24 protein-coding genes are annotated in these 26,048 nt (G+C 48.9%); 15 read left to right on the top strand and 9 right to left on the bottom strand.

The window, feature by feature from the left end; genetic code table 11:
- Positions 1–78: 78 nt before the first annotated feature.
- Positions 79–648, bottom strand: coding sequence for an elongation factor P (gene efp, locus RSA72_RS01655; RefSeq protein ID WP_332632662.1), 570 nt, complete (start codon positions 646–648; stop codon positions 79–81).
- A 331-nt stretch (positions 649–979) separates the two neighbouring features.
- Between efp and epmB the strand changes: the two genes are divergently transcribed.
- From epmB to RSA72_RS01640, 3 genes are read left to right on the top strand one after another with little or no spacing between them, the layout of a single operon-like run.
- Entirely contained in the window at positions 980–1,996 is a 1,017-nt protein-coding gene (gene epmB / locus RSA72_RS01650; protein WP_332624032.1) for an EF-P beta-lysylation protein EpmB, read from the top strand.
- A 14-nt stretch (positions 1,997–2,010) separates the two neighbouring features.
- The gene (locus RSA72_RS01645; protein WP_332624031.1) at positions 2,011–3,756 is read left to right on the top strand and encodes a GTPase; all 1,746 of its coding nucleotides are present in this window, start codon (positions 2,011–2,013) and stop codon (positions 3,754–3,756) included.
- The gene (locus RSA72_RS01640; RefSeq protein ID WP_332624030.1) at positions 3,738–5,894 is read left to right on the top strand and encodes an EAL domain-containing protein; all 2,157 of its coding nucleotides are present in this window, start codon (positions 3,738–3,740) and stop codon (positions 5,892–5,894) included. Before RSA72_RS01645 ends, RSA72_RS01640 begins: the two co-directional genes overlap by 19 nt.
- A gap of 129 nt (positions 5,895–6,023) precedes the next feature.
- Here the strand turns inward: RSA72_RS01640 and rpmE are convergent, their stop codons facing one another.
- The 4 genes from rpmE to RSA72_RS01620 all read right to left on the bottom strand — a co-directional run bounded on the left by rpmE (position 6,024) and on the right by RSA72_RS01620 (position 10,391).
- A complete protein-coding gene (gene rpmE, locus RSA72_RS01635; RefSeq protein WP_332624029.1) occupies positions 6,024–6,248 on the bottom strand; it encodes a 50S ribosomal protein L31 in 225 nt (74 codons plus the stop codon).
- Between the two features lie 205 nt (positions 6,249–6,453).
- On the bottom strand, positions 6,454–7,428 hold the full coding sequence (locus RSA72_RS01630; RefSeq protein WP_332622216.1) for a bile acid:sodium symporter family protein: 975 nt from the start codon (positions 7,426–7,428) through the stop codon (positions 6,454–6,456).
- Positions 7,429–7,621: 193 nt separating this feature from the next.
- The gene (gene gloA, locus RSA72_RS01625; protein ID WP_332622218.1) at positions 7,622–8,023 is read right to left on the bottom strand and encodes a lactoylglutathione lyase; all 402 of its coding nucleotides are present in this window, start codon (positions 8,021–8,023) and stop codon (positions 7,622–7,624) included.
- 223 nt (positions 8,024–8,246) lie between these two features.
- Complete coding sequence (locus RSA72_RS01620; protein ID WP_332622219.1) at positions 8,247–10,391, bottom strand: AmpG family muropeptide MFS transporter; 2,145 nt, start codon at positions 10,389–10,391, stop codon at positions 8,247–8,249.
- Positions 10,392–10,616: 225 nt separating this feature from the next.
- Between RSA72_RS01620 and RSA72_RS01615 the strand changes: the two genes are divergently transcribed.
- Positions 10,617–13,202: a Lon protease family protein gene (locus RSA72_RS01615; RefSeq protein WP_443098259.1), complete on the top strand. Its 2,586-nt coding sequence runs from the start codon at positions 10,617–10,619 to the stop codon at positions 13,200–13,202.
- A gap of 140 nt (positions 13,203–13,342) precedes the next feature.
- Here the strand turns inward: RSA72_RS01615 and grxD are convergent, their stop codons facing one another.
- The gene (gene grxD / locus RSA72_RS01610; RefSeq protein ID WP_068913101.1) at positions 13,343–13,684 is read right to left on the bottom strand and encodes a Grx4 family monothiol glutaredoxin; all 342 of its coding nucleotides are present in this window, start codon (positions 13,682–13,684) and stop codon (positions 13,343–13,345) included.
- Between the two features lie 200 nt (positions 13,685–13,884).
- Between grxD and RSA72_RS01605 the strand changes: the two genes are divergently transcribed.
- Complete coding sequence (locus RSA72_RS01605; protein ID WP_332622223.1) at positions 13,885–15,096, top strand: aspartate aminotransferase family protein; 1,212 nt, start codon at positions 13,885–13,887, stop codon at positions 15,094–15,096.
- Between the two features lie 70 nt (positions 15,097–15,166).
- Here the strand turns inward: RSA72_RS01605 and RSA72_RS01600 are convergent, their stop codons facing one another.
- The 3 genes from RSA72_RS01600 to surE all read right to left on the bottom strand — a co-directional run bounded on the left by RSA72_RS01600 (position 15,167) and on the right by surE (position 17,876).
- Positions 15,167–16,096, bottom strand: a complete 930-nt coding sequence (locus RSA72_RS01600) for a LysR family transcriptional regulator (protein WP_332622225.1) — start codon at positions 16,094–16,096, stop codon at positions 15,167–15,169.
- Positions 16,097–16,191: 95 nt separating this feature from the next.
- The gene (locus RSA72_RS01595; RefSeq protein WP_332622227.1) at positions 16,192–16,989 is read right to left on the bottom strand and encodes a peptidoglycan DD-metalloendopeptidase family protein; all 798 of its coding nucleotides are present in this window, start codon (positions 16,987–16,989) and stop codon (positions 16,192–16,194) included.
- 110 nt (positions 16,990–17,099) lie between these two features.
- Positions 17,100–17,876, bottom strand: a complete 777-nt coding sequence (gene surE / locus RSA72_RS01590; RefSeq protein WP_332622229.1) for a 5'/3'-nucleotidase SurE — start codon at positions 17,874–17,876, stop codon at positions 17,100–17,102.
- Positions 17,877–17,987: 111 nt separating this feature from the next.
- On the opposite strand from surE, the gene RSA72_RS01585 reads away from it, so the two are divergent.
- The 10 genes from RSA72_RS01585 (at position 17,988) to RSA72_RS01535 (ending at position 26,018) form a co-directional block, all read left to right on the top strand.
- Complete coding sequence (locus RSA72_RS01585; RefSeq protein ID WP_332622230.1) at positions 17,988–18,362, top strand: MCR_0457 family protein; 375 nt, start codon at positions 17,988–17,990, stop codon at positions 18,360–18,362.
- Positions 18,363–18,553: 191 nt separating this feature from the next.
- Entirely contained in the window at positions 18,554–18,934 is a 381-nt protein-coding gene (locus RSA72_RS01580) for an MCR_0457 family protein (protein ID WP_332622232.1), read from the top strand.
- Between the two features lie 115 nt (positions 18,935–19,049).
- Positions 19,050–20,198: a D-alanyl-D-alanine carboxypeptidase PBP5/6 gene (dacC, locus tag RSA72_RS01575; RefSeq protein WP_332622234.1), complete on the top strand. Its 1,149-nt coding sequence runs from the start codon at positions 19,050–19,052 to the stop codon at positions 20,196–20,198.
- A 109-nt stretch (positions 20,199–20,307) separates the two neighbouring features.
- The gene (locus RSA72_RS01570) at positions 20,308–20,853 is read left to right on the top strand and encodes a gamma carbonic anhydrase family protein (protein ID WP_332622241.1); all 546 of its coding nucleotides are present in this window, start codon (positions 20,308–20,310) and stop codon (positions 20,851–20,853) included.
- 93 nt (positions 20,854–20,946) lie between these two features.
- Positions 20,947–21,285: a carboxymuconolactone decarboxylase family protein gene (locus RSA72_RS01565; RefSeq protein WP_332622236.1), complete on the top strand. Its 339-nt coding sequence runs from the start codon at positions 20,947–20,949 to the stop codon at positions 21,283–21,285.
- Between the two features lie 333 nt (positions 21,286–21,618).
- Entirely contained in the window at positions 21,619–22,056 is a 438-nt protein-coding gene (locus tag RSA72_RS01560; protein ID WP_332622237.1) for a MarR family winged helix-turn-helix transcriptional regulator, read from the top strand.
- Between the two features lie 399 nt (positions 22,057–22,455).
- On the top strand, positions 22,456–23,199 hold the full coding sequence (locus tag RSA72_RS01555; protein WP_332622239.1) for a 3-oxoacyl-ACP reductase family protein: 744 nt from the start codon (positions 22,456–22,458) through the stop codon (positions 23,197–23,199).
- Positions 23,200–23,286: 87 nt separating this feature from the next.
- Entirely contained in the window at positions 23,287–24,276 is a 990-nt protein-coding gene (locus RSA72_RS01550; protein WP_332632659.1) for an NADP-dependent oxidoreductase, read from the top strand.
- A 587-nt stretch (positions 24,277–24,863) separates the two neighbouring features.
- Entirely contained in the window at positions 24,864–25,283 is a 420-nt protein-coding gene (locus tag RSA72_RS01540; protein ID WP_332624421.1) for a hypothetical protein, read from the top strand.
- A gap of 249 nt (positions 25,284–25,532) precedes the next feature.
- Positions 25,533–26,018: an NUDIX hydrolase gene (locus RSA72_RS01535; RefSeq protein ID WP_332624422.1), complete on the top strand. Its 486-nt coding sequence runs from the start codon at positions 25,533–25,535 to the stop codon at positions 26,016–26,018.
- The last annotated feature ends 30 nt before the right edge of the window (positions 26,019–26,048 follow it).

Below are 26,048 nucleotides of genomic sequence, written 5' to 3'. Positions count from 1 at the left end.
CGGCGGCCCTTAATGCCTCGGCATTAAAAAAGGGATGATTTTCATCATCCCTTCTGATAATAGTCTATTTTTAAACCATTATGCACGCTCTAAATAGTCACCGGTACGGGTATCTACGCGAACGCTTTCTTCCTGCTGCACAAACAATGGAACACGCACGACAGCGCCTGTTTCCAGTTTAGCCGGCTTGCCGCCGCCGCCGGATGTATCGCCGCGCACGCCCGGGTCAGTTTCAACAATTTTCAATACCACGAAGTTCGGCGCGCTGACGTTTAATGGCACGCCATTGAACAGCATAATGGTGCAAAGCTCGTTAGAGTCATCTTTCAGCCATTTCGCAGCATCGCCCATTGCTGTTTTATCAGCAGCGATTTGCTCGAAAGATTCCGGGTCCATGAAGTTCCACATTTCGCCATCGTTGTACAAGTAGTTCATTTCCACTTCTACGATGTCTGCAGCTTCTAAAGATTCGCCGGATTTAAAAGTTTTTTCCAAAACTTTGCCAGATCTTAGGTTGCGCAGCTTTACGCGGTTGAACGCCTGGCCTTTACCAGGCTTTACGTATTCATTTTCCATGATTGAACATGGGTTGCCGTCAAGCATAACCTTAAGGCCTGACTTGAAATCATTTGTAGAATAATAGGCCATGACTGGCACACTCCAAACTTACTAATTTAATCTATGAATGCGGAGGGATTCTGCTAATTCATCAGCTTTGCGACAGCAGACTTTTCAGCCGAGGCAAGGCGCGTATTGTGAGGTTTAGTATTCTAAATGAGCAACACGCAGCGAAGCAACGTAAAAAAAGACCCTGAGCCTCCGGCTTAGAGGTAAAATATCCGTGACAATGCGCGGATCTTGACAACGGCAAGGCCATTGACTAGTTTCACGCCTCAATCGAGACAATTTTTTCCTAATAACGCTTTAGGTCATATGAATTGCCTGCAATCCCCTAACCCAGCATTATTTAACACGTGGCATGATAAACTATTTGTATCAAGAGCAAAACTGGCAATCACAGCTCAGCGACTTAATTACTGACCCTTTGGAACTGCTGGAGACGCTCCAGCTGTCGCCTGATCAATTATTATCAGGCGCAATTCTGGCGTCAGAACAGTTTAAGCTGCGCGTTCCGCGCGCTTTCGCAGCCAAAATGCGCGCGGGCGATCCGCTCGACCCGCTGCTGCTGCAGATTCTGCCGCACCATTTAGAGCTGGAAGACCATCCTGGTTTCGTGACCGACCCTTTAGGCGAAGAGCAGGCCAATCAGCAGCCGGGGGTTCTGCATAAATACAAATCGCGCTTCCTGCTGACCTTGACCGGCGCCTGCGCAGTTCACTGCCGCTACTGTTTCCGGCGCCATTTCCCCTATCAGGAAAATCTGCCGAAAACCGAAGACTGGCCCAGCATTCAGCAGTACATTCAAAGCCAGCCTGAGATTAATGAAGTGATTTTAAGCGGCGGCGACCCCCTGACCCTGTCCAACCGCAAACTGCAGCTCTGGATTGAACGCCTGGAGTCCCTGCCGCAAATTAAATTTCTGAGAATTCATTCACGGGTTCCTATCGTAATCCCCAACCGTGTCGATGAGGCGCTGGTTTCCATATTAAAAAACAGTAGGCTGCGCATTATTCTGGTGGTACACTCAAATCACGCATCTGAGTTGGATGATTTTACCTGCAGCAAGCTTTCTGAGTTAGTAAAGGAACAAATCACTGTACTGAATCAGGCGGTATTATTGAAAGGGGTAAATGATACTGCTGATGTGTTAGTCAACTTAAGCTACCGCTTATTTGACGCCGGCGTTATGCCATATTATTTGCATGTTCTTGATAAAGTAAAAGGCGCGCATCATTTTGATCGCGCGCCAGAAGATATCAGCCAAATTTATGCTGAGGTTCTAGCCAGCCTTCCAGGCTATCTGGTGCCAAAGCTGGTGCGGGAAATTGCGGGCGAAAAAAACAAAACACCGCTTTTTGGAGTTTCAACTTTTTGAGTTAAATAATAACGATGACCAAACATACTTCAGATATTTTTCAGAATCCGACAGAGCTTAAGCTGGATAAGCTGAGCTTCTGTCCGACCAATGCAAAAGGGCTGCAAGAATGGCTGAGCGGCGTATCCATTCTGCAGCTCGGCACCTCGTCTAAATCTTTATTCAACGCGCTGCTGGAAGTTTCTGAGCTGAAATGCCAGGAAATGCTCCGCTTTGACCTTATTCAAATTCTGCATCCGACACTCGACAATATCCTGGCCAGCCTGGAAAAGCATTTTGCCAACCAAAGCTTAATCACCACTGACCGCAATGACCAGATTATTGAACTGGCGATGCTCTTGCGCAGCCATTTCGCTAAAATTTACATCGATATTGCCCAGCGCAGCCACCAGCAGCTGAGCCAGCAGAAATTTTCTATTTTTTCTTTCGGCCATAAAAAAAGCCTGCAGACCGCCCGCATGGCGTCAAATTACTATGCCCTGCAGCAGCTGTCCATGCTGCTTTACCAGCAGCAGATGCTGTACAGCACACCAATTCCCGGCCAATGGCTGGCTGCCCATCAGCTGATTGAATGCGCGGTGCAGCATAATTTCTATCAAAGCAACCTGAATCAGCTTCTTGGCACGCAGCATCCGCTTTCCACTGTTGCGCAAGCCTATTCCCAGCTGATTTTGCTGGATATTTTCAATACCAATCAAATCCGCCCCGCGGAAATTCAGGGCCTGTTCCTCTGCAGCTTTGACTGGGCGAAACTGGTGCAAATCCTGCCGAAAGAAACCACGCTTTCGCGCTATATTGTCGATGCTGAAAAAGACCATCCGCCGGTTTTCAACACCCGCCAGCCTGATCATTTCCATGCCAGCATTTTCATTTCCACCCAAGACCTGCTGGAGCATCTGACCGAAACGCAGACCAAGAACGCGCAATATCTGTCAAAAAATGAAAAGCTGTTCCTGACTCCTGCCCTGCATTTCCATATTCAAAATTTGCTGACCAACAATACCGAGCGCAGGCATGAGCGCTATGAATATTCAGCGCAAATCAATATCTGCTTCAGCCTGTCCGCAGCGCATTTCTACCTGTCCAAAGGCAAAACCTTGCAGGAAACGCTGGATTTGGACGCCAACTACAGCCTGCATAATGAGTCCAGCTTTGTCAATTCGATGGAATCGAATATGCAGGCCTCCCTGTCCAATGCAAAAGCTCTGGACCGCGAGGCGAAGCAGATTCATTCCGCTGAGGTGCTGGATATCAGCGTCAACGGCTACCGCATCAAATGGACCGGCGAAACGCCGGCTCAGCTGAAGACCGGCGAATTTATTCTGGTGCAGGAAAATGCGCAAAGCCAGTGGCGCGGCGGCGTCATCCGCTGGATCAAGCAGTCTGCCGAAAAAAGCCTGGAGCTTGGCTTGGAAATTTTAACGCAGGATATGTTCCCCTGCGCCGCCCATGTCCGCACAGACCGCAATACCCACAATTATCAGCCGGCTTTGCTGGTGCAAACCTCCCAGCTGGATCAAATTGCCACAACGCTCATCCTGCCGGGCTCCAACCTGTTCAGGGAAAAGCAAACCATCCATCTGCGCCTCGGCAAAGAAGAGCTGAAAGTTTACCTGACCAAAGCGCAGCTGATCACGCAAAGCTTCATCCGTTTTGAATATGAATTGCTGAATGATCAGCAGGAAAGCATAGTAAAAGATTTTATTCACAAGCAAATAAATGAAATCAAAAATCACGATTTATGGGAAGCACTGAAGTGAGAAATCCGTTATTGTCTAAAAAGTTAAAACGTACCGAAACACGTTTGCTCATTATCGATGATAATCAAATACGTTTTAACCAGATCCGTGATCTTTTGACCGGCAGCGAGCATCAAGTTCAAGCCGCCCTGCTTGATGATCTGCAGAATTTTGAAAAACAGCTGAACCTGCCTTGGGATCTGGTGATTTTCGGGCGCGCTTATGACCTGAAATATGATCAGGCGCTGAGCCTGATCCGCCTTTCCAAACAGCCCAATTTGCCGCTGCTGCTGCTGAAGCCGGATGACTATGAATTGGAGCAGTATGCCAATTATGTGCGCAAAGGCATTTATGACATCGTCAATATGGATGCGCCTGACCGCTTTTACATTGACCTGGTGCGCGCCCTTTCATTCAGCCGCCTGGTGCAAAGCCAGCAGCATTTAATGGACGAACTGGAAACTGCGCAAACTCAGGCGCAGTCATTTGTTGAAGACAGCCACAAAGCGGTTGCGGTGATTCAGGAAGGCATTCATCTTGAAGCCAATGCCGAATACTTGAAATTATTCGGCTTTAAGTCCGATGACGACATTATTGGCCTGCCGCTGCTGGACCTGCTTCAGCCCAAAGATATCAATGACTTCAAAGTCCGCTTTAAGAAAATCACTCAGGGCCAGCTTGACTTGGGCCGTTTTGAGCTGAATTCTCAAAACCCTCAGGTCACAGTTAAAAACCCGCTGAAGATCGAGTTCATTCCTTCAGCTGCAGATGACGCCCTGCAGATTGCCATTGATATTGGCGGCGGCGCATCCATTGCGGAAAAGGCCGCAAAACCGAATGTCTATCAGCAGCTGAACCGCACCATGACCAAGCAGCCGTCCGATATTAATGCATTGGTGGTGTTCTCGCTTGCCTCCTGCGCAGATGCAATTTTCCAAGCGGATTGGGACACATTTAAAACCTATTTCAATGCCATTAAAGAATTTTTGAAAGAGCAGACCAATGCGCCATTATTCAAATTAGAAAGCGGCGTGTATGTCGGCTTATTCCAAGCCGAATCCAAAGCTAAACTGGAATCCAAGCTGATTGGCCTGAATTCCCTGGCCAAGCCGCAGCTGCTGACGGTTCATCAGGACAGCTATCCGCTGAATTTGCGCATCGGCTGCACCGTATTAGACGGCGACATCCGCGATGAAGCGCATTTTGATCAGTTTATTACGCAAGCCTTTGCAACCGCGCTGCCGCAGAATCAGCCTGCGCCTGAACTGGATCTCTCTATTCCAGAACTGCAGTTTTCCATTCAGGAGCCTGAAGCTGCAGCCCCTGCGCCAGCCGCTGAGGCTCCGGCGATTCAGTTCAGCAAGCCTGAAGCTGCAGCTCCTGCTTCAGCCGCCATCCTGAATGAACCGGCAGTCATTAAAGCCCTGCGCAGCTGCTTAGAGCGCGGTGAAATCCACTTAAAATACCAGCAGCTGTATGACAAAGAAGATGTCAATCTTTATACCTATGAAGTCACCAGCGGCTTTATTTTTGAAAATAAATGGAAAGACATCGCGCAATTGCGCGAATTGGCGGAAGACCAGGAACTTTCAATCAAGCTCGACCGCTGGATTTTGGTGGAATCATGCAAGCAGCTGCACAACTTCATTACCCAATATCCTGACGCGAAGCTGATTATTAATTTAAACAAGGAAGTGCTGCTGCATGACCGCACCTTCCCTGATTTTATTGCAAAATTAATTACCATTATCCGCAGCAAGCTGGCGCATCCGCTGACGCTGCAGTTTTCTGAAGAAGACATCAATCAGCATATCAATGATGCGCAGAAGGCGATTGCAGCGCTGCGCAAAAATGGCGCGGAAGTGGCTTTGCGCGGTTTCGGCAACTCCATGTTCAGCGAGTCGCTGCTGCGCCAAGTTGACATCAGCTGCCTGACCCTGCATAAGAGTTTGACCGGAATGCTGGGTTCCGATAAAAGCTGCCAGGAACTGCAGGAAAAGCTCAGCGCCTATCATGAGATTAAGCCAGTGCAGATCATGCTGCGCGAACTGAATGACATGACCCTGTTCGCCAATGCATGGAATGTCGATGCGCGCTTCATTCAGGGCGATTACTTCCAGAAAAAGCTGGATCATCTGATTGATGTGCAGGACCAGTAATGTTGCGCATATTTGCCTGAATTTTAAGGCTGCCTGAGCAGAACTTCAGGCAGCCTTATTGCTTAAAATCTTATTGAAAATCAGGCGCAAAAAAAACGGGCATAAAGCCCGTTTTTTTCATCTTGGGTATTAACGTTTGATAGAACGTGACATACCAGCAAAACGCTGCTTGAACTTGTCGATACGGCCGCCAGTGTCAACGCTTTTTTGCTTGCCAGTGTAGAATGGGTGGCAAGCTGAGCATACGTCCAGGTAAAGCGTTTCTTTACCAACAGCTGAACGGGTTTCGATTACATTGCCGCAAGAGCAAGTAGCAACTAAGTTTTCGTATTTTGGGTGAATATCGGCGCGCATCGTCGATTACTCCATAAAGTTTAAGAAGGTTTCGCTGTCATCGCAATTGACCACTCTCCTGCGCAGGCAGGAGGAAGATGCTGCAGGCAGCAGATCAACACCATAACAGACCATTCTTTTGGCCCACCGAGACGGATACCGTCAGAGCTAAGCGCAACAAGTGGGCGCTATTATACGGAAAAAATCTGCATAAAGCGAACTATTCTTAGCCCTTTCCGGCAGACTGCTTAGCCCAGTAATTGGCGATCACGCCACAGACCATCAGCTGGATTTGATGGAAAATCATAATCGGCAAAACAATCATGCCCAAAGGCTGGCCAATGAATAAAATCTGCGCCATCGGCACACCGCTGGCCAGGGTTTTCTTCGAGCCGCAGAAAAAAATCGCTTTCTGGTCGTCGCGGCTGAAGCCCATCCAGCGCGGAATATAAAGCGCCAGCAGCATGGTTATGGTCAGCAGCACGGAACAGGCCGCAATCAGCAGCAGCAGTGTGGCTGCGCTGACCTGATGCCACAGGCCAGCAACTACAGCGCTGCTGAATGCGCCATACACCACCATCAGGATTGAGCCCTGATCAAAAGCTTTAACAATGCCCGGCATTTTCTGCATATAAGGAAAGATATAAGGCCGGAGCAGCTGCCCTAAAATAAACGGGATCAGCAGCAGCAGCGTAATTTGAATAATGGATGAGGTCGGATCAAAGCCGTGATCGGACTGGCCTAAAATAAAAAAGCTGACCAGAACCGGCGTAATAAACATGCCGATAATATTCGAGAATGACGCGCTGCAGATGGCTCCCGCCACATTGCCCTGCGCAACCGAAGTAAAGGCGATAGAAGACTGCACCGTAGACGGCAGAAAGCACATGAACAGAAAGCCCCAGTACAGCTCCTGCCCCAGCAGAGGCACAAGAACCGGCTTCGCCATTAGGCCTAAAATAGGAAATAAGGCAAAGGTAAAAGCAAAAACCAAAGCATGCAGCTTCCAGTGCATCAGGCCCTGCATCACCGCTTCGCGGGAAAGCTTAGCGCCATGCAGAAAGAACAGAATGGCAATCGCAGCAGTCGTAATCACACCGAATATTTCGGCAGGCTTTCCAGAAACCGGCAAAAAAGTCGCCAAAATAACCATCACAAATAAAAGTATTGTAAAGCGGTCCAGCGCCAGCATTTTCAGCATGTCTACATCCTGTATTTTTAAATGGACTATTGATTAAGACTTGGATAAAAATTTCACAGCTTTGTTCAGCAGTAAAAAAGCCCAGCAAGATAAATTTACCTAACGGTAAGCTCTATCTTACTGGGCCAGATGAATAAAGCTACTTTTTCAGCTCAATGTTCATCATTTCGCCAAGCTATGGCTTTATATGCGCTCAGTTGTTGCGCGCGTTTTCATCCTGCTGAATCAATTCAATTTTGTAGCCGTCCGGATCTTCAACAAAAGCGATTACTGTTGTTCCGCCCTTCATTGGGCCAGCTTCGCGCACAACTTTGCCGCCGCGCGCTTTCATTTCTGCACAGGCTTTATAGGCATCATCAACCGCAATCGCGATATGGCCATAGGCATTGCCCAGATCATAGCTTGCTGTGTCCCAGTTGTGGGTCAGTTCCAGCACGGTATTGTGCTGTTCATCGCCATAGCCGACAAAAGCCAAAGTAAAGCGGCCTTCTTCATAGTCGCGTTTACGCAACAAAGTCATACCCAGCACTTCAGTATAGAACTGCAAAGAACGTTCTAAATTGCCTACTCGCAGCATGGTATGCAGCATCCGCATGATTCATTTTCCTGTTTATTCAGAGATTGCCTGCCAATATAGGCAATGCGGCGCAATAATTCAATTTTCAGCAAAGAAAATGCAGCCATTTAAGCCGCTGCAGCTGTAATCTGATTGCCCGCAGCCTGTAAGCGTTATTTGCAGCTCAGCTGTATAAAAAAAGCCTATTTCATCATAAAGATAAAATAGGCTTTCAGCTGCAGAATCAGGCTGGACAGTAAATTCAGCCTTGCTGCGCTTCATGCTCCCGCAGCAGCTTCGCCACCCAAACCACTAAAATCAGGATTGGGATGCCGATCAGCGTGGTCATCAGGAAGAATTTCGGATAGCCGATACTGCTCACAATTGTGCCTGAATAGCCGCCTAAAATCTTCGGCGTTAAGGTCATGAGCGAGCTGAAAATCGCATACTGCACCGCAGTAAATGACACGCTGGTTAAGCTGGACAGGAAAGCGATAAACGCCGCGCCCGCTAAGCCGGACGCCAAATTATCCACGATAATCGCAAAATACAGCCACAGTGAACTGTAAGGCTTAATCACCTTGCCTTTCACTTCAACAGCGCCATCGACAGCCTTTGCAAGATTGACCGGCTGCAGCTCAATATCCAGCGCATTTTCCTGAGCCGCAGCGGTATTGACCTGATAGCTGCGCTCGCGGCTCATTTGCACCTGACTGCCGGCAAGCAGCTGCGCAGTGATTTTCTTCGATGCTGAAGCAGCCAATGCTTCAGCAGGAATCGCCGCCGAGAAAATCCCCTCTTTGTCCAGCTTAGCTTCAAAAGGCTTTCCATCCAGCAAGACCTGAATTTTTTGACCGCCTTGCAGCGCCTGCGCATATTGGCCGCGCACCACAATGCTGTTTGCGGTTTCATTCGCGCTGATCACATTGTCTGAAGTCACAGGCAGCAGCAGCATCTGCGCAGCTTCAGCCCCTTCATTATTCAAATAAGGCAGTTCAGCCGCTGCCGTCTGGGCATCGGCCTGCTGATAGCCTGCCGTTGCAGTAATGGCCTGAGCGGCCCTTAAAACTTCAACAGGCACCTGAACTTTCCACGCGCCTGTTTCATCCGGCTGCGCCGCGTACTGCTGCCCGCCGACTGCCACCGTGACATCGCCTAAAGGCTGCCCGGACTTCACCAAGCCGATAAAAATCAGATTGGTTGAGCTGGCCAAAACTGCGCCGACAAACATCAGCTTCATAATGTTCATGCGCTGCGCCAGCAGGCCGCCGAGAAAGCCGCCCACCAGGCTGAAAATCACCCCGTAGACTTTAACCGCCTCCGCAATCTGTTCCTTACTGAAGTTTAAGTCCTGATAGAAAACATTGGAGATTACCCCGGCAATAATATCTGAAATGCGGTAGAAGCCGATCAGCAGCAGCAGCACCAAAGCCAGCTTTATGCCGTAGCGCTTAAAGAAATCCGCAATCGGGTTGATCCAGGTTTCATAAGCCATCTGCCGATTTACCGCGCCCATTTTCACCAGGCATGCGCCAACGGCGGCGGCCGCAGCGCCGGAACCGATAAAGCGCGCAGCTTCAAAACAGAACAGCAGAAAAGAGTCCTTGATATTCAGCTGCGCTTTCAATGCTTCCACCGCAGCGCCCGAATAAATATAGCTGAGCACAAAACTGATCACAGCGGCAAAGAACACCGCGACCAGCCGGTAATAGTCAACGCGCTTATAGTCCTTGTGCGCGCGGTCAACCTGCGGTTCACGGATCAGCAGTGTGGTGCATATGCCTACCAGCATGACGCCCGCCATCGCTAAGTAAGTGGTTTTCCATGCTTCATAGATATAGTTGCCTTTGGCTGTGCCCAGATAGGCCGCCAAAAACAGCGCGCCGGCGCCCGCCACAATCATGCCGATGCGGTAGCCGGCATTATAGGTGGAAGCCAGAACTGTCTGCATTTCCGTTTCCGCCAGCTCAATCCGGTAGGCGTCTATCACAATATCCTGCGTCGCCGCGGAAAAGCCCAGCAGCACCGCGCCAGCCGCCATCTGATACAAATAGCTTTGCCCAAGGGACGGGTCTGAAAACGCCATGATGCAGATCGCGCAGATAATCAGGCACTGCGCAATCAGCAGCCATGCCCTGCGCCGGCCCAGCAATTTAGTCAGCACAGGCACAGGCAGCTCATCAATGAGCGGCGCCCAGACAAACTTGAAAGAATAGCCCAGCGCAGCCCAGCTGAAAAACGTCACGGCGCTTTTATCAATGCCGGCTTCGCCCAGCCACAGCGATAAGCTGGAAAAAATCAGCAGGATGGGAATGCCGGCTGAAAAACCCAAGAACAGCATAATTAACGCGCGCCGGTCTAAAAACGCGGTAAATGCCGATTTCCACCCGGAAGATTGAGTTGTCATCACATTATTTTTGTCTAAAAACGATTGCTGCTATTCAAGCGCTTAATCAGATTTGTTTCAACAAGATTTATGAAATCATTGTTTTATTTTATGGAGAAAATCAGGGCGCTTGCTTGATCTTTCTGCCAAATCCAGTATACCTTTGAATTCTGCCGTCATTAATTTGTTTTGGATTCAACAGTGCCGAAAAAACTCGAAAATATTCAATCTTCCCTATCTTCCAACCTGTCCGAACAAAACCTACAACCGCTGCCTGCAGGCTTGCGCAGCGTATTCGATCAACCCGAAATTCAAGCGACGCTAATTAAAACAAAACTGAATGCTGAACAGCTGACGCACATTACCGATCTGAAAAAAATTCCCACATCAACCAAGCGGATCAAGCCCTTAAATGACTTTTTAGGCCAAGACCGCGCCCGCGCTTCTGTCGAAGCCGGCATCGCCCTGCCGTATTCCGGCTACAACATTTTTGCAGTCGGCACGGCGGGCTTGGGCAAGCGCACCATGATTAAGCGCCTGCTGCAGCAGCATGCCAAAAATATGCAGACGCCGAATGACTGGGTGTATGTCAATAATTTCCAGCATCCGCGCCAGCCGCTGGCCCTGCAGCTGCCTGCCGGGCAGGCGCCTAAGTTTCAGGCCGCGCTGCATCAAACCTGGCAGATTATTTTAAAGCAGCTGGAGCGGCGCTTTACCGCAGAGACTTACCACAACCGCATTGAGCTGATCCGCCAGCAGACCGGCGATGTGCAGCAGCAGGCGCTGGTGGATTTAAACAAGGAAGGCGAAGAGCTTGATCTGAAGCTGATCTCGCAGGATGATGAGCACTGCTTCGTTCCGGTGCAGCTGATGGACGGCAAAATTCAGGAAATGTCCAAGGATGACATCAATGCGCTGAACAGCAAGCAGCGCGCGGAAATCGCCGCCAATATCCGCTATATGAATAAAAAGCTGGAACGCTTGGGCCTGCATTTGGGCGACCTGGAAGATGACGCCCGCGATCGGGTGCAAATCCTGAACCGCGATATCGCCAAGCAGGTGGTCATGCCGCGCATTGACCTGCTGCTGAATAAATTCGGCGATGTCAAAGGCCTTGAAGACTACCTGAAGTATTATGCTGAAGACATCATCAATAATGTTGAAATCGTCCTTGAGCAGGAAGAGGATGATTTCACGCCGGGCTTATTCAGCCGCGTGCCGTCGCGCTATCAGGCCAATGTTATTGTGACCTATAAGCCGAATTCCGGCGCGCCGGTTATATTTGAAGACTTCCCGACGCACTACAACCTGCTGGGCCATGTCGAGCAGCTGACGCAGAATGGCACCATCACCACGGACTTTACCTTAATCCGCCCCGGCGCGCTGCACAAAGCCAACGGCGGCTTCCTGATGCTGGAAGCTGAGCAGCTGCTGGAACAGCCTTATGCATGGCAAGGCTTAAAGCGCGCGCTGAAATCCGGCCAGCTGAAGCTGTCTTCCCTGGAGCATATGCTGACGCTGACCGGCAGCATCTCGATTGAACCGGCTTCAATTCCCCTGAATATTAAAGTAGTTCTGCTGGCCGAGCCGGAAGTTTACTATGAAATTCTGGAGCTGGAGCCGGAACTGGGCAGCGTATTTAAAATCCGCGCTGACTTTACCGACACCCTGCAGCGCAATGACAGCAATGAGCAGGCCTACATGCAGCTGATTGCGGACTATGTGCAGACCGACAAGCTGCTGCCGTTTGAGCGCTCTGCGCTGGCTGCCCTGCTGACCGACTCCAGCCGCCAGGCCGAAGACCAAAGCTCGCTGTCGCTGCATGCGCTGACTTTAGGCGACTTGATCCGCGAAGCGCATCACCATGCGGCGCAAGCCGGCGACAAAATGGTGACAGACCAGCACATCAACATGGCGCTGGATCACCGCAAATACCGCCTGGGCTATTTGCGCGAGCTGTACTGGCAGGATTTATCCCGCGGCACCCAGCTGATTGAAACCAAAGGCCACCGCTTAGGCCAGATCAATGCCCTCTCGGTGATTCACTATGCCGATGTTGAGTTCGGCTTGCCTTCACGCCTGACCGCGTCGGTTTATCAAGGCGGCGGCGATATTCTGGATATTGAGCGCAGCGTGGAGCTGGGCGGCTCGCTGCATGCCAAAGGCGTGCTGCTGATGTCCAGCTTCTTAAAGGCGCACTTTGGCCGTGAACAGATTCTGCATTTCTCCGCAGCGCTGGCTTTTGAGCAGAGCTATGGACAGGTCGATGGTGACAGCGCAACCGTGGCGGAACTTTCCGCGCTGATCTCAGCAATCAGCCAGCTGCCGATTGACCAGTCATGGGCCATTACCGGCTCCATGAATCAGCTGGGGCAAGTGCAGCCGATCGGCGGCGTGAATGCCAAAATTGAAGGCTTCTTTGACGCCTGCAAGCTGCAGGGCCTGACCGGCAAGCAAGGCGTGATTATTCCGCGCCAGAACATGCAGCACCTGATGCTGCGCAAGGACGTGATTGAGGAGGTTGCGCAAGGCAGATTCCATATTCATGCCATTGATACCATTGATCAGGCGCTGGAAATTCTGATGGCGCGCCCTGTCGGCGCATTGGACAGAAAAGGCCGCTACAGCAAGAATTCGATCTTTGCTGCCGTGATGGAGCAGCTGGAATACTGGCAAGCCATTGAAGACGGCGCAGAAATTGCGGAAGAGCCGAAGAAGAAAAGCAAAAAGAAAAAAAAGGCCAAGAAAAAAGCCAAAGCGGAACAGAAAGCGCTTGAGCAGGCCGATGCTGTCGCCAAAGAGCTGCAGGCCGAACAGTCTGCCGAAAATTAACCTGCTGAAATAAGCCGGCAGCATCCTGCATGTAAAACCGGGTTAAGCCATTAGCCCGGTTTTCTATTTTAGGCTTGCCAGTTTTGCTCCAGCCATAAAAAAAGCGCCTTGATCAAGGCGCTTTTTAATATCCAGCTGAATTAAGCTTCAGGAGCCGGGCTGTACTGTTCAACCAAAGGCTGCAGTTCACCTTTCTGGAACATATCAAGCATAATGTCGCTGCCGCCGATTAACTCGCCGTTAATCCATAATTGCGGGAAAGTCGGCCAGTTTGCAATTTGCGGCAAAGTCGCGCGGATATCCGGATTTTCCAGAATATTGACATAAGCGAATGGACGGCCAATTTGACTGAGCGCTTCTACAGCACGTGCAGAGAAACCGCATTGTGGGAACTGCGGCGTTCCTTTCATGTAAAGAAGTACAGCATGTTTAGCAATCTGGTCACGAATTAACGCTTCTGTATCGCGTGCTTGTTCAGTCATTGATATATCCTCAATAAATCTGCCGAGCATTATACCCAAAACTGAGCGGAACAGTATGGCAAAAGCAATAATTCCAGTTTTATTTACAATCAGGCTTTAAATGCAGGGCAGTTTTTGCTTATATAGAACGCCTAGGCGCATAAAACACATATTGCGCCAAACCCGATTATTTTCAACCCTCAACAAGATAAGAGTCAGTCATGAATAACCTTACCCTTGCGCCTGTGCAAACTGATCAACCGTCTCATTTGATGCCTGTGTTTGGCCGTCAGCCGATCAGCTTTGTCCGAGGCCGGGGTTCTTATCTGTACACAGAAGACGGCACCGAATACTTTGACGCGCTGACCGGCATTGCCGTGTGCGGCCTGGGCCATGCGCACCCTGCCGTGACTGAAGCGATTGCAGATCAGGCGGCGGCCCTGATTCATACCAGCAATTTGTTTGAAGTGCCTTGGCAGACGGCTGCTGCGCAAAAGCTTGCGGAAGCGGCCGGCATGGAAGAAATTTTCTTTTCCAACAGCGGCGCGGAATCGAATGAAGGCGCAATTAAAATTGCGCGCAAATTCGGCCACCAGCAAGGCATTGCCAGCCCGAAAATCATTGTGGCGGAGCATTCTTTCCACGGCCGCACGCTGGCCACGCTGGCCGCGACAGGCAACAAAAAAGTTCAGGAAGGCTTCGGGCCTTTGGTGGAAGGCTTTATCCGCGTTCCATTTGGCGACATTGAAGCGATTGAAGAAGCTGCGATTAATCATCCGGATATCGTGGCGATTTTAGTTGAGCCGATTCAGGGTGAAGGCGGTGTCAATACTGCGCCTCAGGGCTTCAGCTATTTAGAGCAAATCCGCCAAATCTGCAATCAGCACAACTGGCTGATGATGCTGGATGAAGTGCAGACCGGCAACGGCCGCACAGGCAAATTCTTTGCCTATCAGCACACCAGCATTATTCCAGACGTCATCACCACCGCCAAAGGCTTAGGCAACGGCTTCCCGATTGGCGCAGTCATGACGCAAGGCCGCGGCGCAGGCGTGCTGACCGCCGGCAATCACGGCTCAACCTACAGCGGCACGCCTTTAGGCTCGCGCGTGGTATATACCGTCATTGACACCATTCAAAAAGAAAACCTAGTGGAAAATGCGGCTGAAATGGGCGCATACATTGTTGAACAGTTCAGAACGCAGCTGGCTGCGCAAAATGTCGCTGTCCGCGGCTTTGGCTTGATGATCGGCATTGAGCTGCCTAAGGCCTGCGCCGATTTAGTGCATATTGCGCGCGATGAATACAAAGTGATTCTGAATGTAACAGCAGGCTCTGTCATCCGCCTGCTTCCGGCACTGAATATTAATAAAGAACAGGCAGACCAGCTGATTGAGCGCGTCGTTAAGATGGTGAAAAGCTATTTGGCCTAATGCCAGGCGGCTGATCCAAAACGTAAAAAAAGCCGCGATTGCGGCTTTTTTTTACAGCTTGCGCTTGAGATCAGGACGCTTGCTGATAGACGCGCCCGCCGGGCAGCTGGCTGAAATACTGCTTTAAGGCATCCAGGCAGCGGTGGATTTTTGTCGGCTGCTGCTCGCGCTTGGACACCACCGCATACAGCGTAAAGGCCGGCAATTTCCACTCCGGCAAAACCTCAACCAGCGAGCCGCTGACTAAGTCTTTTTGAATATCCAAATATAAAATCCGGGCAATGCCGTGCGCCTGCAGGCACATGGATTTCGCCACTAAGATATTATTGGTCGAAAACCTTGAATCCATTTCGACCTGAACCGTTTCACCCGTCGCCCGATGCTGAAACGCCAGCTGATGATGGTTTTTCATGATATTCATGGCCAGCAGATCATGGCTGACTAAATCTTCAGGCCGTGAAATTAAAGCGGACTGATTGATAAAGCTTGGCGCCGCCACCAATACCTGCTCTACATGCGCCAGCGGCACGGCATGAAAATGCTGATCATCAATTTTAGCGCTCATGCGCAATGCGATGTCAATGCGCCCGTCAATCAAGTCAATATACTGATTGTCCGCTTCCAAATGTACGGAAAGCCCGCGGTGCGCTGACATCCAGTGCGATAAAGCCGGAATGACATGGTTCGCGCACAGCTCTGGCGTTGACGCAATGCGCAGCTCGCCGATTAAATCATCGCGCAGCTCATTGATGCGGATTTTGCCGCGCTCAGCGGCGGAAAGCATTTCTTGGCAGCTGTGGAAAAAAGCCTGTCCAGCTTCGGTTAAACTCAGCTTCCGCGTAGAACGATGAAGCAAAACAACTTCCATATCCTGTTCCAGAGAACGGACCTGCTGACTGACGGCGCTTGTTGTTATCCCCAACTCCCGCGCCGCGCCGCTGAATGAGTTCTTTTCCACAACACAAGCAAAGACACCCATTGCCCGAAGTTGATCTAACATAAATTCCCCTCTAAAACTTATGAGATGCCCTTATTCTCTGATAAAAGCAACTCATTGTATTATACGGTGAAATTAATATTTTGTATTATCAATATTTAATTAATCGGTAAAACAGTTGACGGATTGACCGGCTTGCCGTCTAAACGCACCTGAAACTCAAGCATGGTGCGGGTTGTGCCGGATGAGCCCATTTCTGCAATTTTCTGCCCGGCCCTCACATTCTCTCCGCTTTTCACATTCATTTTACTGTTATGCGCATAGGCCGTAATGTAGCCGTTAATATGCTTCAGCAAAATCAGGTTGCCGTATTCTTTCAGGCCGTCCGCAGCATACACCACTTGGCCGTCCGCAGCTGCAAGAACCGGATCTCCCGTATTGCCGCCGTAGCGGGTGCCTTTAACATTTGAAGCCAGATTAAATGCGCCAATCACCGGGCCGCTGGATGGCTTGACCCAGCGCATAGACGAGCTTTGCGCGCTGACTGCAGGCGCAGTTTTTACCGTTTGCGCGGCATTATTTTTCGGCAGCGCAACGGTCTGGCGCTGAATTGGCGCAGTCTGCGCCATAGCCTGCGTTGAGGCCGTGCGCCGCGAGCCTGAATTTTTCAGGCGGATGGACTGCCCCACATAAATGCGGTAAGGCGGCGCAATGTCATTCATGTCGGCAATGCTGACATAGCTTAAGCCGTAGCGCCCCGCAATGCCGCTCAAGGTATCGCCTGAACGCACGGTATAAAAGTCCGGCGCGGCAGCATAGCGCGTGGCATTATGAATTTGCGGTTTAGATGCACAGCCACTCAAAATAACGGTCGAAACAGCGGCTGCAGACAAAATAAGCGTCTTAAATAAAGCTGCTGGAGCTGCAATTAAGCGATAGTGTGACATCAGGGACATTATCTTCCTCTCTAACACGAATAATATGATGCTTTAAATACGCTAAGGTTAGCAAAAAATACCCTTAAAAAAGCTGCGCCCTGCGCATTTTCACAAAGTTATAACACTACTTATGCTTTTTTAGAGAATTGCGCATGCAGGCTGTTCAAAATGCCGTAATTTGTCGCATCCATCTGGATCGGCGTGATGCTGACAAAGCCGTTTGCCACTGCAAAAAAGTCAGATTCAATTTCAGTCGCGCCTTTTTTCGGCCCCGCAACCGCCTCGCCGGACAGGCCAATCCAGTAAACTTGGCGGCCGCGCGGATCGACGTGGCTGGTGATCGGCTTGGACTGGCTGCGCCTGCCCTGATAGGTGACTTTTTCGCCCTGCAGCGCAGGCACATCTGGAATATTGATATTCAGGATATGCCTTGCTGGCAGAACCGGCAGGCCCTTAGCGATGAAGCCATGCACCCACTGCGCAGCCGCGGCGTAATGCTCAGGGTTTTCATAGGCGCGCACATTCGGCCCCGCCAGCGACACCGCGATGGCCGGCTGCTTCATTAAGCGCCCTTCAAAGGCCGCGCCGACCGTACCCGAATACAGCACGTCATCGCCCAAATTGGCGCCGCTGTTGATGCCGCTGACCACCAGGTCAAATTCAAAATCAAACAGGCCGTTCATGGACAAATACACGCAGTCCGCCGGCGTGCCGTTGACGGCCCACATATCCGGGGCAATTTGCACCGGACGCAAAGGCCGGTCTAAGGTTAAAGCGCTGGAAAAGCCGCTGCGCTCGCTTTCCGGCGCAACAACGACAACACGGCCCAATGGGCGCAAAGCCTGCGCCAGCGCCTGAATGCCGGGAGCAAAAACGCCGTCATCATTGGCAATTAAAATATTCACTGAATACCCCCATGCTGGCCAGCAAATGACTGGCAAGAACATTTTATTGAAATACATCAGGAATTATATATATTTAGATCTCAACATCCATCATAAATTTGTGATTTCAAAATGATTAAAACGATATCATTCCGCAGCCTGCTGGGTTTAGGCTTTGCTGCTGTTTTTTCCCAGGCCGTGATTGCCGATGAGGGGCTGACTCAGGCTGAAGCCAATACCATCGTTAAAGAAGATATTGCTTCCGCGCAGGTTATGGCTGAAGTATGCCCCGCTGCTGTGGGCAAAAGCCCTAAATTTGACGGCAACATCAATACATTAATCCAAGGCTATCTTGCGGATTATTCAGACAAGTCGATGACTTATGAAAAAATCCAGTCCGACAGCGAATACAAATCGCTGCTCAATGAAGCGCGCGAAGCTGCCAAAGAAGCCTCGCAAAGCGAGCAGAAAGAAGTCTGCGGTGATGTTTTAAGCTATCAGGCATAGCCTGCTGACTGCGTAAAAATGCGGCGCGCCGGCTGCAAAAAAAGGGGAATGCTTTCAGGCATGATCCTTTTTTTGTGCACAATCCTTCAGTTTTTCAACAGCTTCAATACAAATCCGCACTGTTAATTCTGCAGAATCGCTTTAATCTAGCTGCATTGCTTATTTTTATTGAATTATTCAGGTTATTTTGCATGAAAAATACTGCGCTTAAATCCCTTGCTGCCTTCTCCCTTTGCGCCTTTGCATTCACTGCCGGTTCCGCTTACGCCGCGGATGAAAAAATTGAAGTGACGCCGACACCGCAAGTCACCCATCAGGAATTGGCTGCCATCTATGTGCTGTCTGAAGTCTGCCCAAGCTTAGTCAGCGATCAGGCTAAATTTGAACAGGGCTATGCAAAGCTGGCCCAGGAATATTTGCCTAAAGAAAGCAGCCCGGTCAATGCGCTGCAGCAGCTCAGCAAACAGAAAAGCTTCAGCAAAATTTTAGGGGAAGCGCAGTCCGATGCAGCCAAAGCCGGCGCTGAGAAGAACAGAGCCATTTGCCAAGAACTCACCACATACGCAAATTAATTCCGCTTGGTTACAATACTCTTTAAATAAGCCATTTTCACCGGTGGAAGTCCGCCTGTCTTTGTCCTAGAATGCTAGGCTCTTTGTGCTTAAATCAAGTTATTGGAACCACAGAATGATCCGAAACACTGCCCTTGCCGCATTACTTCTTGCACCCGGCTTTACGTATGCGGCAAGTGTCTTATCTGCACCCCCAGAATTGAACAATAAATCTTATGTGCTGATGGACTATGAAACCGGGCAAATCCTTGCTTCAAAAAACGAAAATGAAAAATTAGCGCCCGCTTCCATGACAAAAATGATGACCAGCTACATCATTGAGCAGAAGCTGTTAAGCGGTGACCTGACAGAGAATGAAAAAGTGCGCATGAATGAGTCTGCATGGTGCCGCGGCAGCAGCACAGAATCATGCATGTATGTGCCGCTGAACGGCACGGCAACCGTGCTTGAAATGCTGCGCGGCATTATTGTGCAGTCCGGCAACGACGCATCTAAAGCGATGGCGGAGCATATTGCCGGCAATGAAGGCACTTTTGTGCATATGATGAATCAGGAAGCAAAACGCATTGGCATGAGCAGCACGCAGTTCGCCAATGCGACCGGCATGCCTGCCGAAGGCCATTATTCAACAGCAAAGGATATGGCGACACTGGCGCAGCACATCATTCATGACAGTTCAAAGTACTATCCAATCTATTCTGAAAAAGAATTCAGCTTTAACGGCATTAAGCAAGGCAACCGCAATGCCCTGCTTTATACTGACCCAAGCGTAGACGGCTTGAAAACCGGCCATACCGATGAAGCCGGCTACTGCCTGACCACATCCGCCAAGCGCGGGCCATTGCGCTTGATTTCTGTGATTTTTGGCGCGCCAAGCATGAATGAGCGCGCATCACAGACCCGCGAAATTCTAGCCTGGGGCTATGCAAATTTTGAAACGGTAAAAGTGCAGCCGGCTAAGCAGGTGCTGGCAAAAGCCAAAGTCTGGTACGGCACAGAGAAAGACGTGCAGATTGGCCTGGCGGAAAACTTCAATGCCACCATGCCAAAAGGCGAAGCCAACGCGATCAAAACCCAGCTGGTGGTGCAGCCGAAATTGACGGCGCCTTTAAAGCAGGGCCAGGTTGTCGGCAAATATGTTGCGACTTTAAACGGCAAAGTGATTGCGGAAAAGCCGCTGATCGCTTTGAAAGCGGTTGAAGAAGCCGGCTTCTTTGCCAAAATGCTGGACCATATCAAGCAGTTCTTCGCCAATTTATTCTAATGGCCTGAGTTTCTAGCGTTTTCTAGGACTAAAGTCAAAGCATCCTTGTCCCGGCACGGGTGCTTTTTTATTTTATACTGGAGCCATTCCAATGACAGTGACTGCCGCCATGAAAAAGAATATCCGCCCTTATTCAGGCCATCATCCTAAAATTGATGCGACTTGCTATATTGATGACATGGCCGTGGTGATTGGCGATACCGCGCTGGCCGAAAACGTGTCCGTTTGGCCTTTTGCGGTTATCCGCGGCGATGTCAATTCAATTAAAATTGGCAAAAATTCCAATGTGCAGGATCATGCCATGCTGCATGTCAGCCATAAAAATGATGCCAAGCCGAACGGCTCCCCGCTGATTATCGGCGAAGATGTGACGATCGGCCATCATGTCACTTTGCATGGCTGCACCATTGGCAGCCGCGTTTTAATCGGCATCAACAGCATTGTTTTAGATGATGTGGTGATTGAAGATGATGTGATGATTGGCGCGGGGTCTTTAGTCCCGCCGCGCAAGCGCCTGGAAAGCGGCTATCTGTATGTCGGCAGCCCGGTGCAGAAAGTCCGCCCGCTGACCGATAAGGAAAAAGAGTTTCTGCCGTATTCCGCCCGGCACTATGTAAAGGTTGCGGGCAATTACGCAGACTCAGGCAGCCAATGATTTAATTTCACGGCATAGCGAAATAGCGCTTTTATTATACTACTTAATATATTATTATTTTATATATTGTTTGATTAATAGAGGCCTCCTCCTATGAACTATCGTGATCTTACCCAATCGGTTTCTAAAAATCTGAAAACCCTGCATCAGGAATCACCGGAGTTAATGCAAGGCTTTGGCCTTTTAAGCCAAGCGGCTTTAAAAGACGGCGTATTGGATAAAAAAACCAAGGAGTTCATTGCCTTGGCGATAGGCGTGGCGAACCGCTGCGATGCCTGCATTGGCTTTCATACGCAAGCGCTGGTTAAATTGGATACAAGCTTTGACGAATTTAAAGAAGTCCTGAATGTCGCGGTTATGATGGGAGGCGGCCCATCGCTGATGTATGCGTCCAATGCAATAGATGCCTTTAACGAATTCAGCCAGAAATAATTTTTGAGCTGAAAGCGCCGCATAAACGCTGGCAAAAGAACAGCTCCTGCCGCTGTAAAGGATTGGCCACCAAGCCAAGGCTTTAAAATGCAGGAGCTTGCCAAGGCAATGCCTTTTTAAAAGGGCTATTGATCTCAGCACAACAGAAACCCGCCAAAACGCATCGTCCTAAGCAGCGGAATGCATCAGGCTGCCCATGCAAAACGGCTGGCTTCAGCGCAGGATTGCTACAGCTTTCAAAGCGCCTAAAAAACCAGAAGCAATAATTCCCTATACGTGTTGCTGAGCTTTAAAGCTATAATAAAATCTGTTTTAACTTCAGGTTTAATGGAAATGTCCCAAAATGAGAGCCCTTCCAAGCTAGACAATCAATTGTTTTTTGCTTTTTATGCAACAAATCTCTCTTTAAATAAGTACTATAGAAAGCTGCTGGCGCCTTATGGCCTCACCTATCCGCAATACTTGGTGATGCTGATTTTGTGGGAAAATGATCAGCTGACCGTTTCAGAAATCGGTAAAAAGATTTTTCTAGAGTCCTCCACGCTTACGCCTTTATTAAAAAGACTTGAAACGCTGAAGCTAATAGAGCGAAAACGCTCTTTAAATGATGAACGAATGGTTTTAATCTCAATAACTGAAAAAGCTAAAGACTTAGAAAAAAAAGTGGCTTCAATCCCTGAAAAAATACTTGCTTCAGTAAAGTGCGACCCAGAAAAAGCCTGCACATTAACTGAGGATCTCCGAGTTATCCGCGCCAATTTAAGCATGTAAAACAGCGGCGCTAAAGAGGACTGATGCAGAGCAGCTTAAGCTGTCATGCCCTTGATTAAAGCGTTGCATTCCTGCCAGCACAGCGGCGCAGATATTGCGGTAAATCGCGCCTACTCCCCTAAGCAAGTTTTTGCTGATCCTTTTACCGTGAATAAAAAACCGGCTTTTACAATTCAAAACACTTATGCAAGCTTAAGCAAATAAGTTTTTATTTACATATATTTATGCGGTTTTTTAGCGGCTTCCCGCAAGCCAGCTGCCGTTTTAAAGCGGCTATTTTATAGAAAAAATCTTGACATATATCGTGCACGATATAATCATAAGATACTTAATAGCACAGTATGCTAATCATCTAAGGTTCGGCAAAGCCAGCCTCAATAGGTCAAAGCGAGTTTTCAAATGAATCAGGCATTGCAAGGAAAAAAAGTTCTAGTAACCGGCGGCAGCCGCGGCATTGGCGCCGCGATTGCGCAAAGGCTGGCTCAAGAAGGCGCAGATGTTGCATTTACCTATCACAGCCGGGAAGAAGATGCTGAAAAAACAGCCAAGCTAGTGGAAGCGGCCGGCCGGAAAGCAGTGGCGATCCGCGCTGACAGCGCTGACCCTCAGGCGGTTATTGGCGCAGTTCAGCATACGGTGCAGGAATTAGGAGGCATTGATATTTTAATCAACAATGCCGGCATAGGCACTTTTGCGCCGGTTGACAGCGTCAGTTTAAGTGAGCTTGACCGCATTTGGGCCATCAATGTCCGCGCTGTTTTTTTAGCTTCACAGGAAGCCATTAAGCATATGCCGTCAGGCGGACGCATTATAAATATCAGCAGCTGCAATGCTGAACGCATGCCTTTTGCCGGCGGCTCTATTTATGCAATGAGCAAATCAGCGTTAACCGGCTTAGTGAAGGGCTTATCGCGTGATTTAGGGCCGCGCGGAATCACCATCAACAACATTCAGCCGGGCCCTGTTGCAACAGAAATGAATCCTGAAGATGGCGAATTTTCAGATCTGATGAAAAGCGCAACAGCAGTATCCCGCTACAGTATGCCTGAAGAGATCGCCGCTTTTGCTGCCTATTTAGCCGGGCCGGAAACCGGCTTTATCACAGGCGCCAGCCTTACTATTGACGGCGGCTTAAGCGCTTAAAACTCAAGCAATAGATTTATAGTGGAACTGCTGAATTTCAGGCCGGATATCCGCCCAGAACCAGCCCCAGCATCATCAGGAAAAAATATGAATTATCAAGCGTTTAAATTATCAAAATATCCGCAAGGCAAAATCACCATGGATATTTTTGATCAGGTTTCATTGCCAATGCCGGCCTTAAAAGAAGGCGAGTTTCTCGTTAAGCAGACGCATATGTCCCTTGACCCGGCAATGCGCACTTGGCTGCAGGAACGCGATGACAGCTACATGCCTCCAGTGCAGATAGGAGAAGTCATGCGCTCTTATGGCGTCGGTGAAGTCGTTGAATCTTTAAATCCGCGGTTTCCGGCCGGTTCCCGCGTGGTCGGTGTAACCGGCTGGAGCGAATATGTGCTCGGCAATGAAGAAATGGCCGTGATCGACCCGTCAGTATCTGCAGAAGCAGTCCTGTCCATCTTTTATATAACTGGTTTAACCGCTTATGCAGGCTTAATGAAAATCGGCATGCCTAAAAAAGGCGAAACCTTAGTCGTTACCGGCGCAGCCGGTTCGGTCGGTTCATTGGTGGGCCAGCTGGCGAAGGCTGAGGGTCTGCGGGTCGTGGGTATTACCGGCTCTGATGAAAAGTGCAAATGGCTGGTGGATGAATTAGGCTTTGACGCAGCCATCAACTATAAATCGGATAATCTGGAAGCGCAGCTCAATGCAGCGGCGCCAAACGGCGTCGATATTTTCTATGAAAATACCGGCGGCCCGATTCAGGAGATCATTTTCAATCAATTGAACCGCTTTGGCCGCGTCATTGTGTGCGGCGTGATCGCGGATTATGACAATGCCATCCCTGCCAAAGGGCCAAGCTGGGTGGATATCAATTTAAAAAGCCTGCGTGTACAAGGTTTTATTGCAACTGACTATCTGGAAATCTCAGATGAAGCGGTGTCTGTGCTGGGCAATTATCTGGCGCAAGGCAAAATTCAGTATAAAACGCATACGGTAGAAGGCTTTGAAAGCCTGCCTGAAGGCTTAATGATGCTATTCAAAGGCGAAAATACTGGAAAATTCGTTGTGAAGTTCTAAGATTAAAAATTGATGAGCCTGTAAATCCTTTTATGCAGGCTCCATTTTTTATGAATGGCGCCAGCGCAAAGCTGGCCTGACAGCTGCTCATTTTACTGGGCCTGTCAGGTTAAATTTGAGCCGGCGCTTTATTTAGGCTTCGTGATTTACGCTAAATAATGGGCTAATCCCAATACCCGAAAATACCGGATATAATCAAAAGCATCAGCATGCTTATAATGCCCCAATACATTCCAGACAGTTTGCATTGCCTATAATTTTAATAAAGAAACCCCAAAATATGCAATTATCCAAAGAAGCGAAGCCGATCAACAGGGAGATAAGCCGCCGCAGAATTCCTGCAGAGCATATAAACTCAAAATATTTCGTATTATTGGAGAGCGGTATAGGAATAGGCGTAAACAATTCGGTTTAAGGATAAATTTAATTACAGGATTTGCAAAATGCATGATTAAAAAATAACTTTCGCAAGAGCTCTAATGAAAAAAATGATATTTTAATTTGCAGAAGTTTCCAGTTTATTCTTTTGTTTAAAAATAAGCACAGCAGCAAGATCAAAATCACTAAAATAAGAGAGTATTCTTATAATGAAATACCCTAAAGGCAGAATCATAAAAGCTCTATTACTTGCTCCTCTACCCTTGCTATTTTTTGCTGCATTGCTGTTTATCATAATGAATGGTGAATTCAGCCCGTATTCAATTCTTGTAGTTTTTGCGGGGCATGCTCTTGTTTATTTAGCCTATTGCATTTTAACTGTGCCATTCTCGTTTTTGTTTTCTATCCTTTTAGACCGATACAATGCGCTCAATTTGCTGACGATCTGCATAAGCGCTCTAATCATTGCAGCGCCATTCTTTATTCTTCTCGGGTGGAGCCATACAGGCCAAGTTTCAGCAGAATGGTGGAAAATGTACAGCAATCCTTCCGCAATCTTTATTGCAATATTTCCAGGCGTGTGCTGCTGGTTATTTTTAATTAATTTAAAATCAAAAACTAAGCCATAAAGAATAAAATGTTATCTTTCAGCCTCCTATCTTTTATTTCACCTATCTGTCCCTGCTTTACCCAAAAGAAATCCCGATTAACCGAATAGCTGCACCTTAATTTCAGCACTCATCAATCTTCAATACTAAAGAGAAGCAGTAAAACCCTATACCGCCGCTGAGTTCAAAGCATTAAAGAAAAAAGCAATCTGCATAGCCACTGCCCCCTAAATTTTGTAGAATACACCTTTTACCCCATGGTGCTTTTTTATGGCTGCTTGGACTGCCCACGTTACTGTCGCAACAGTGATTGAAAAAGACGGAAAGTTCCTGTTTGTAGAAGAACATACCGCTGGTGTCACGCATAGCGTATTTAACCAGCCGGCAGGCCATGTAGAATGCGGCGAGTCCATCGCTCAGGCTGCGGTGCGTGAAACTATGGAAGAAACCGGCCATGCGGTAGAAATCGATGCGCTGCTGGGCATCTATACTTACACTCCGCCGATGTTTCCAGACCGCACCTATTTCAGATTCTGCTTTTTAGCCCATGTGCTTGAGTATTTTCCAGAAGCCGAACTCGATAAAAACATCATAGGCCCAAAATGGATGACGCTGGATGAACTGCTTGAAACCGCCCGCGCGCGCAGCCCATTGGTGATTAAAGCTGTACAAGATGCGCTTTCTGGTCAAAAATATCCTTTATCGCTCGTTTATGAGCACCAAAACTCTCCCTTAATTTCAAATTTGGATGCCTAATCCTATGCAACAACGTGTCATCGTCGGTAT

The organism is Acinetobacter sp., assembly GCF_036659555.1.
Lineage (GTDB): Bacteria > Pseudomonadota > Gammaproteobacteria > Pseudomonadales > Moraxellaceae > Acinetobacter.
This window is presented reverse-complemented; position numbering and strand designations above follow the sequence as displayed.

What these genes read in the sequence shown, in the direction of transcription:
- rpmE (WP_332624029.1), bottom strand. Translation starts at nt 6,248, where the DNA reads ATGCGCGCCGATATTCACCCAAAATACGAAAACTTAGTTGCTACTTGC.
- gloA (WP_332622218.1), bottom strand. Translation starts at nt 8,023, where the DNA reads ATGCGGATGCTGCATACCATGCTGCGAGTAGGCAATTTAGAACGTTCT.
- RSA72_RS01640 (WP_332624030.1), top strand. Translation starts at nt 3,738, where the DNA reads ATGGGAAGCACTGAAGTGAGAAATCCGTTATTGTCTAAAAAGTTAAAA.
- RSA72_RS01630 (WP_332622216.1), bottom strand. Translation starts at nt 7,428, where the DNA reads ATGCTGAAAATGCTGGCGCTGGACCGCTTTACAATACTTTTATTTGTG.
- RSA72_RS01585 (WP_332622230.1), top strand. Translation starts at nt 17,988, where the DNA reads ATGATTAAAACGATATCATTCCGCAGCCTGCTGGGTTTAGGCTTTGCT.
- RSA72_RS01595 (WP_332622227.1), bottom strand. Translation starts at nt 16,989, where the DNA reads ATGTCCCTGATGTCACACTATCGCTTAATTGCAGCTCCAGCAGCTTTA.
- RSA72_RS01605 (WP_332622223.1), top strand. Translation starts at nt 13,885, where the DNA reads ATGAATAACCTTACCCTTGCGCCTGTGCAAACTGATCAACCGTCTCAT.
- grxD (WP_068913101.1), bottom strand. Translation starts at nt 13,684, where the DNA reads ATGACTGAACAAGCACGCGATACAGAAGCGTTAATTCGTGACCAGATT.
- RSA72_RS01550 (WP_332632659.1), top strand. Translation starts at nt 23,287, where the DNA reads ATGAATTATCAAGCGTTTAAATTATCAAAATATCCGCAAGGCAAAATC.
- RSA72_RS01560 (WP_332622237.1), top strand. Translation starts at nt 21,619, where the DNA reads ATGTCCCAAAATGAGAGCCCTTCCAAGCTAGACAATCAATTGTTTTTT.
- RSA72_RS01645 (WP_332624031.1), top strand. Translation starts at nt 2,011, where the DNA reads ATGACCAAACATACTTCAGATATTTTTCAGAATCCGACAGAGCTTAAG.
- efp (WP_332632662.1), bottom strand. Translation starts at nt 648, where the DNA reads ATGGCCTATTATTCTACAAATGATTTCAAGTCAGGCCTTAAGGTTATG.
- RSA72_RS01555 (WP_332622239.1), top strand. Translation starts at nt 22,456, where the DNA reads ATGAATCAGGCATTGCAAGGAAAAAAAGTTCTAGTAACCGGCGGCAGC.
- dacC (WP_332622234.1), top strand. Translation starts at nt 19,050, where the DNA reads ATGATCCGAAACACTGCCCTTGCCGCATTACTTCTTGCACCCGGCTTT.
- RSA72_RS01620 (WP_332622219.1), bottom strand. Translation starts at nt 10,391, where the DNA reads ATGACAACTCAATCTTCCGGGTGGAAATCGGCATTTACCGCGTTTTTA.
- RSA72_RS01535 (WP_332624422.1), top strand. Translation starts at nt 25,533, where the DNA reads ATGGCTGCTTGGACTGCCCACGTTACTGTCGCAACAGTGATTGAAAAA.
- RSA72_RS01600 (WP_332622225.1), bottom strand. Translation starts at nt 16,096, where the DNA reads ATGTTAGATCAACTTCGGGCAATGGGTGTCTTTGCTTGTGTTGTGGAA.
- RSA72_RS01540 (WP_332624421.1), top strand. Translation starts at nt 24,864, where the DNA reads ATGAAATACCCTAAAGGCAGAATCATAAAAGCTCTATTACTTGCTCCT.
- RSA72_RS01570 (WP_332622241.1), top strand. Translation starts at nt 20,308, where the DNA reads ATGAAAAAGAATATCCGCCCTTATTCAGGCCATCATCCTAAAATTGAT.
- RSA72_RS01565 (WP_332622236.1), top strand. Translation starts at nt 20,947, where the DNA reads ATGAACTATCGTGATCTTACCCAATCGGTTTCTAAAAATCTGAAAACC.
- RSA72_RS01580 (WP_332622232.1), top strand. Translation starts at nt 18,554, where the DNA reads ATGAAAAATACTGCGCTTAAATCCCTTGCTGCCTTCTCCCTTTGCGCC.
- epmB (WP_332624032.1), top strand. Translation starts at nt 980, where the DNA reads ATGATAAACTATTTGTATCAAGAGCAAAACTGGCAATCACAGCTCAGC.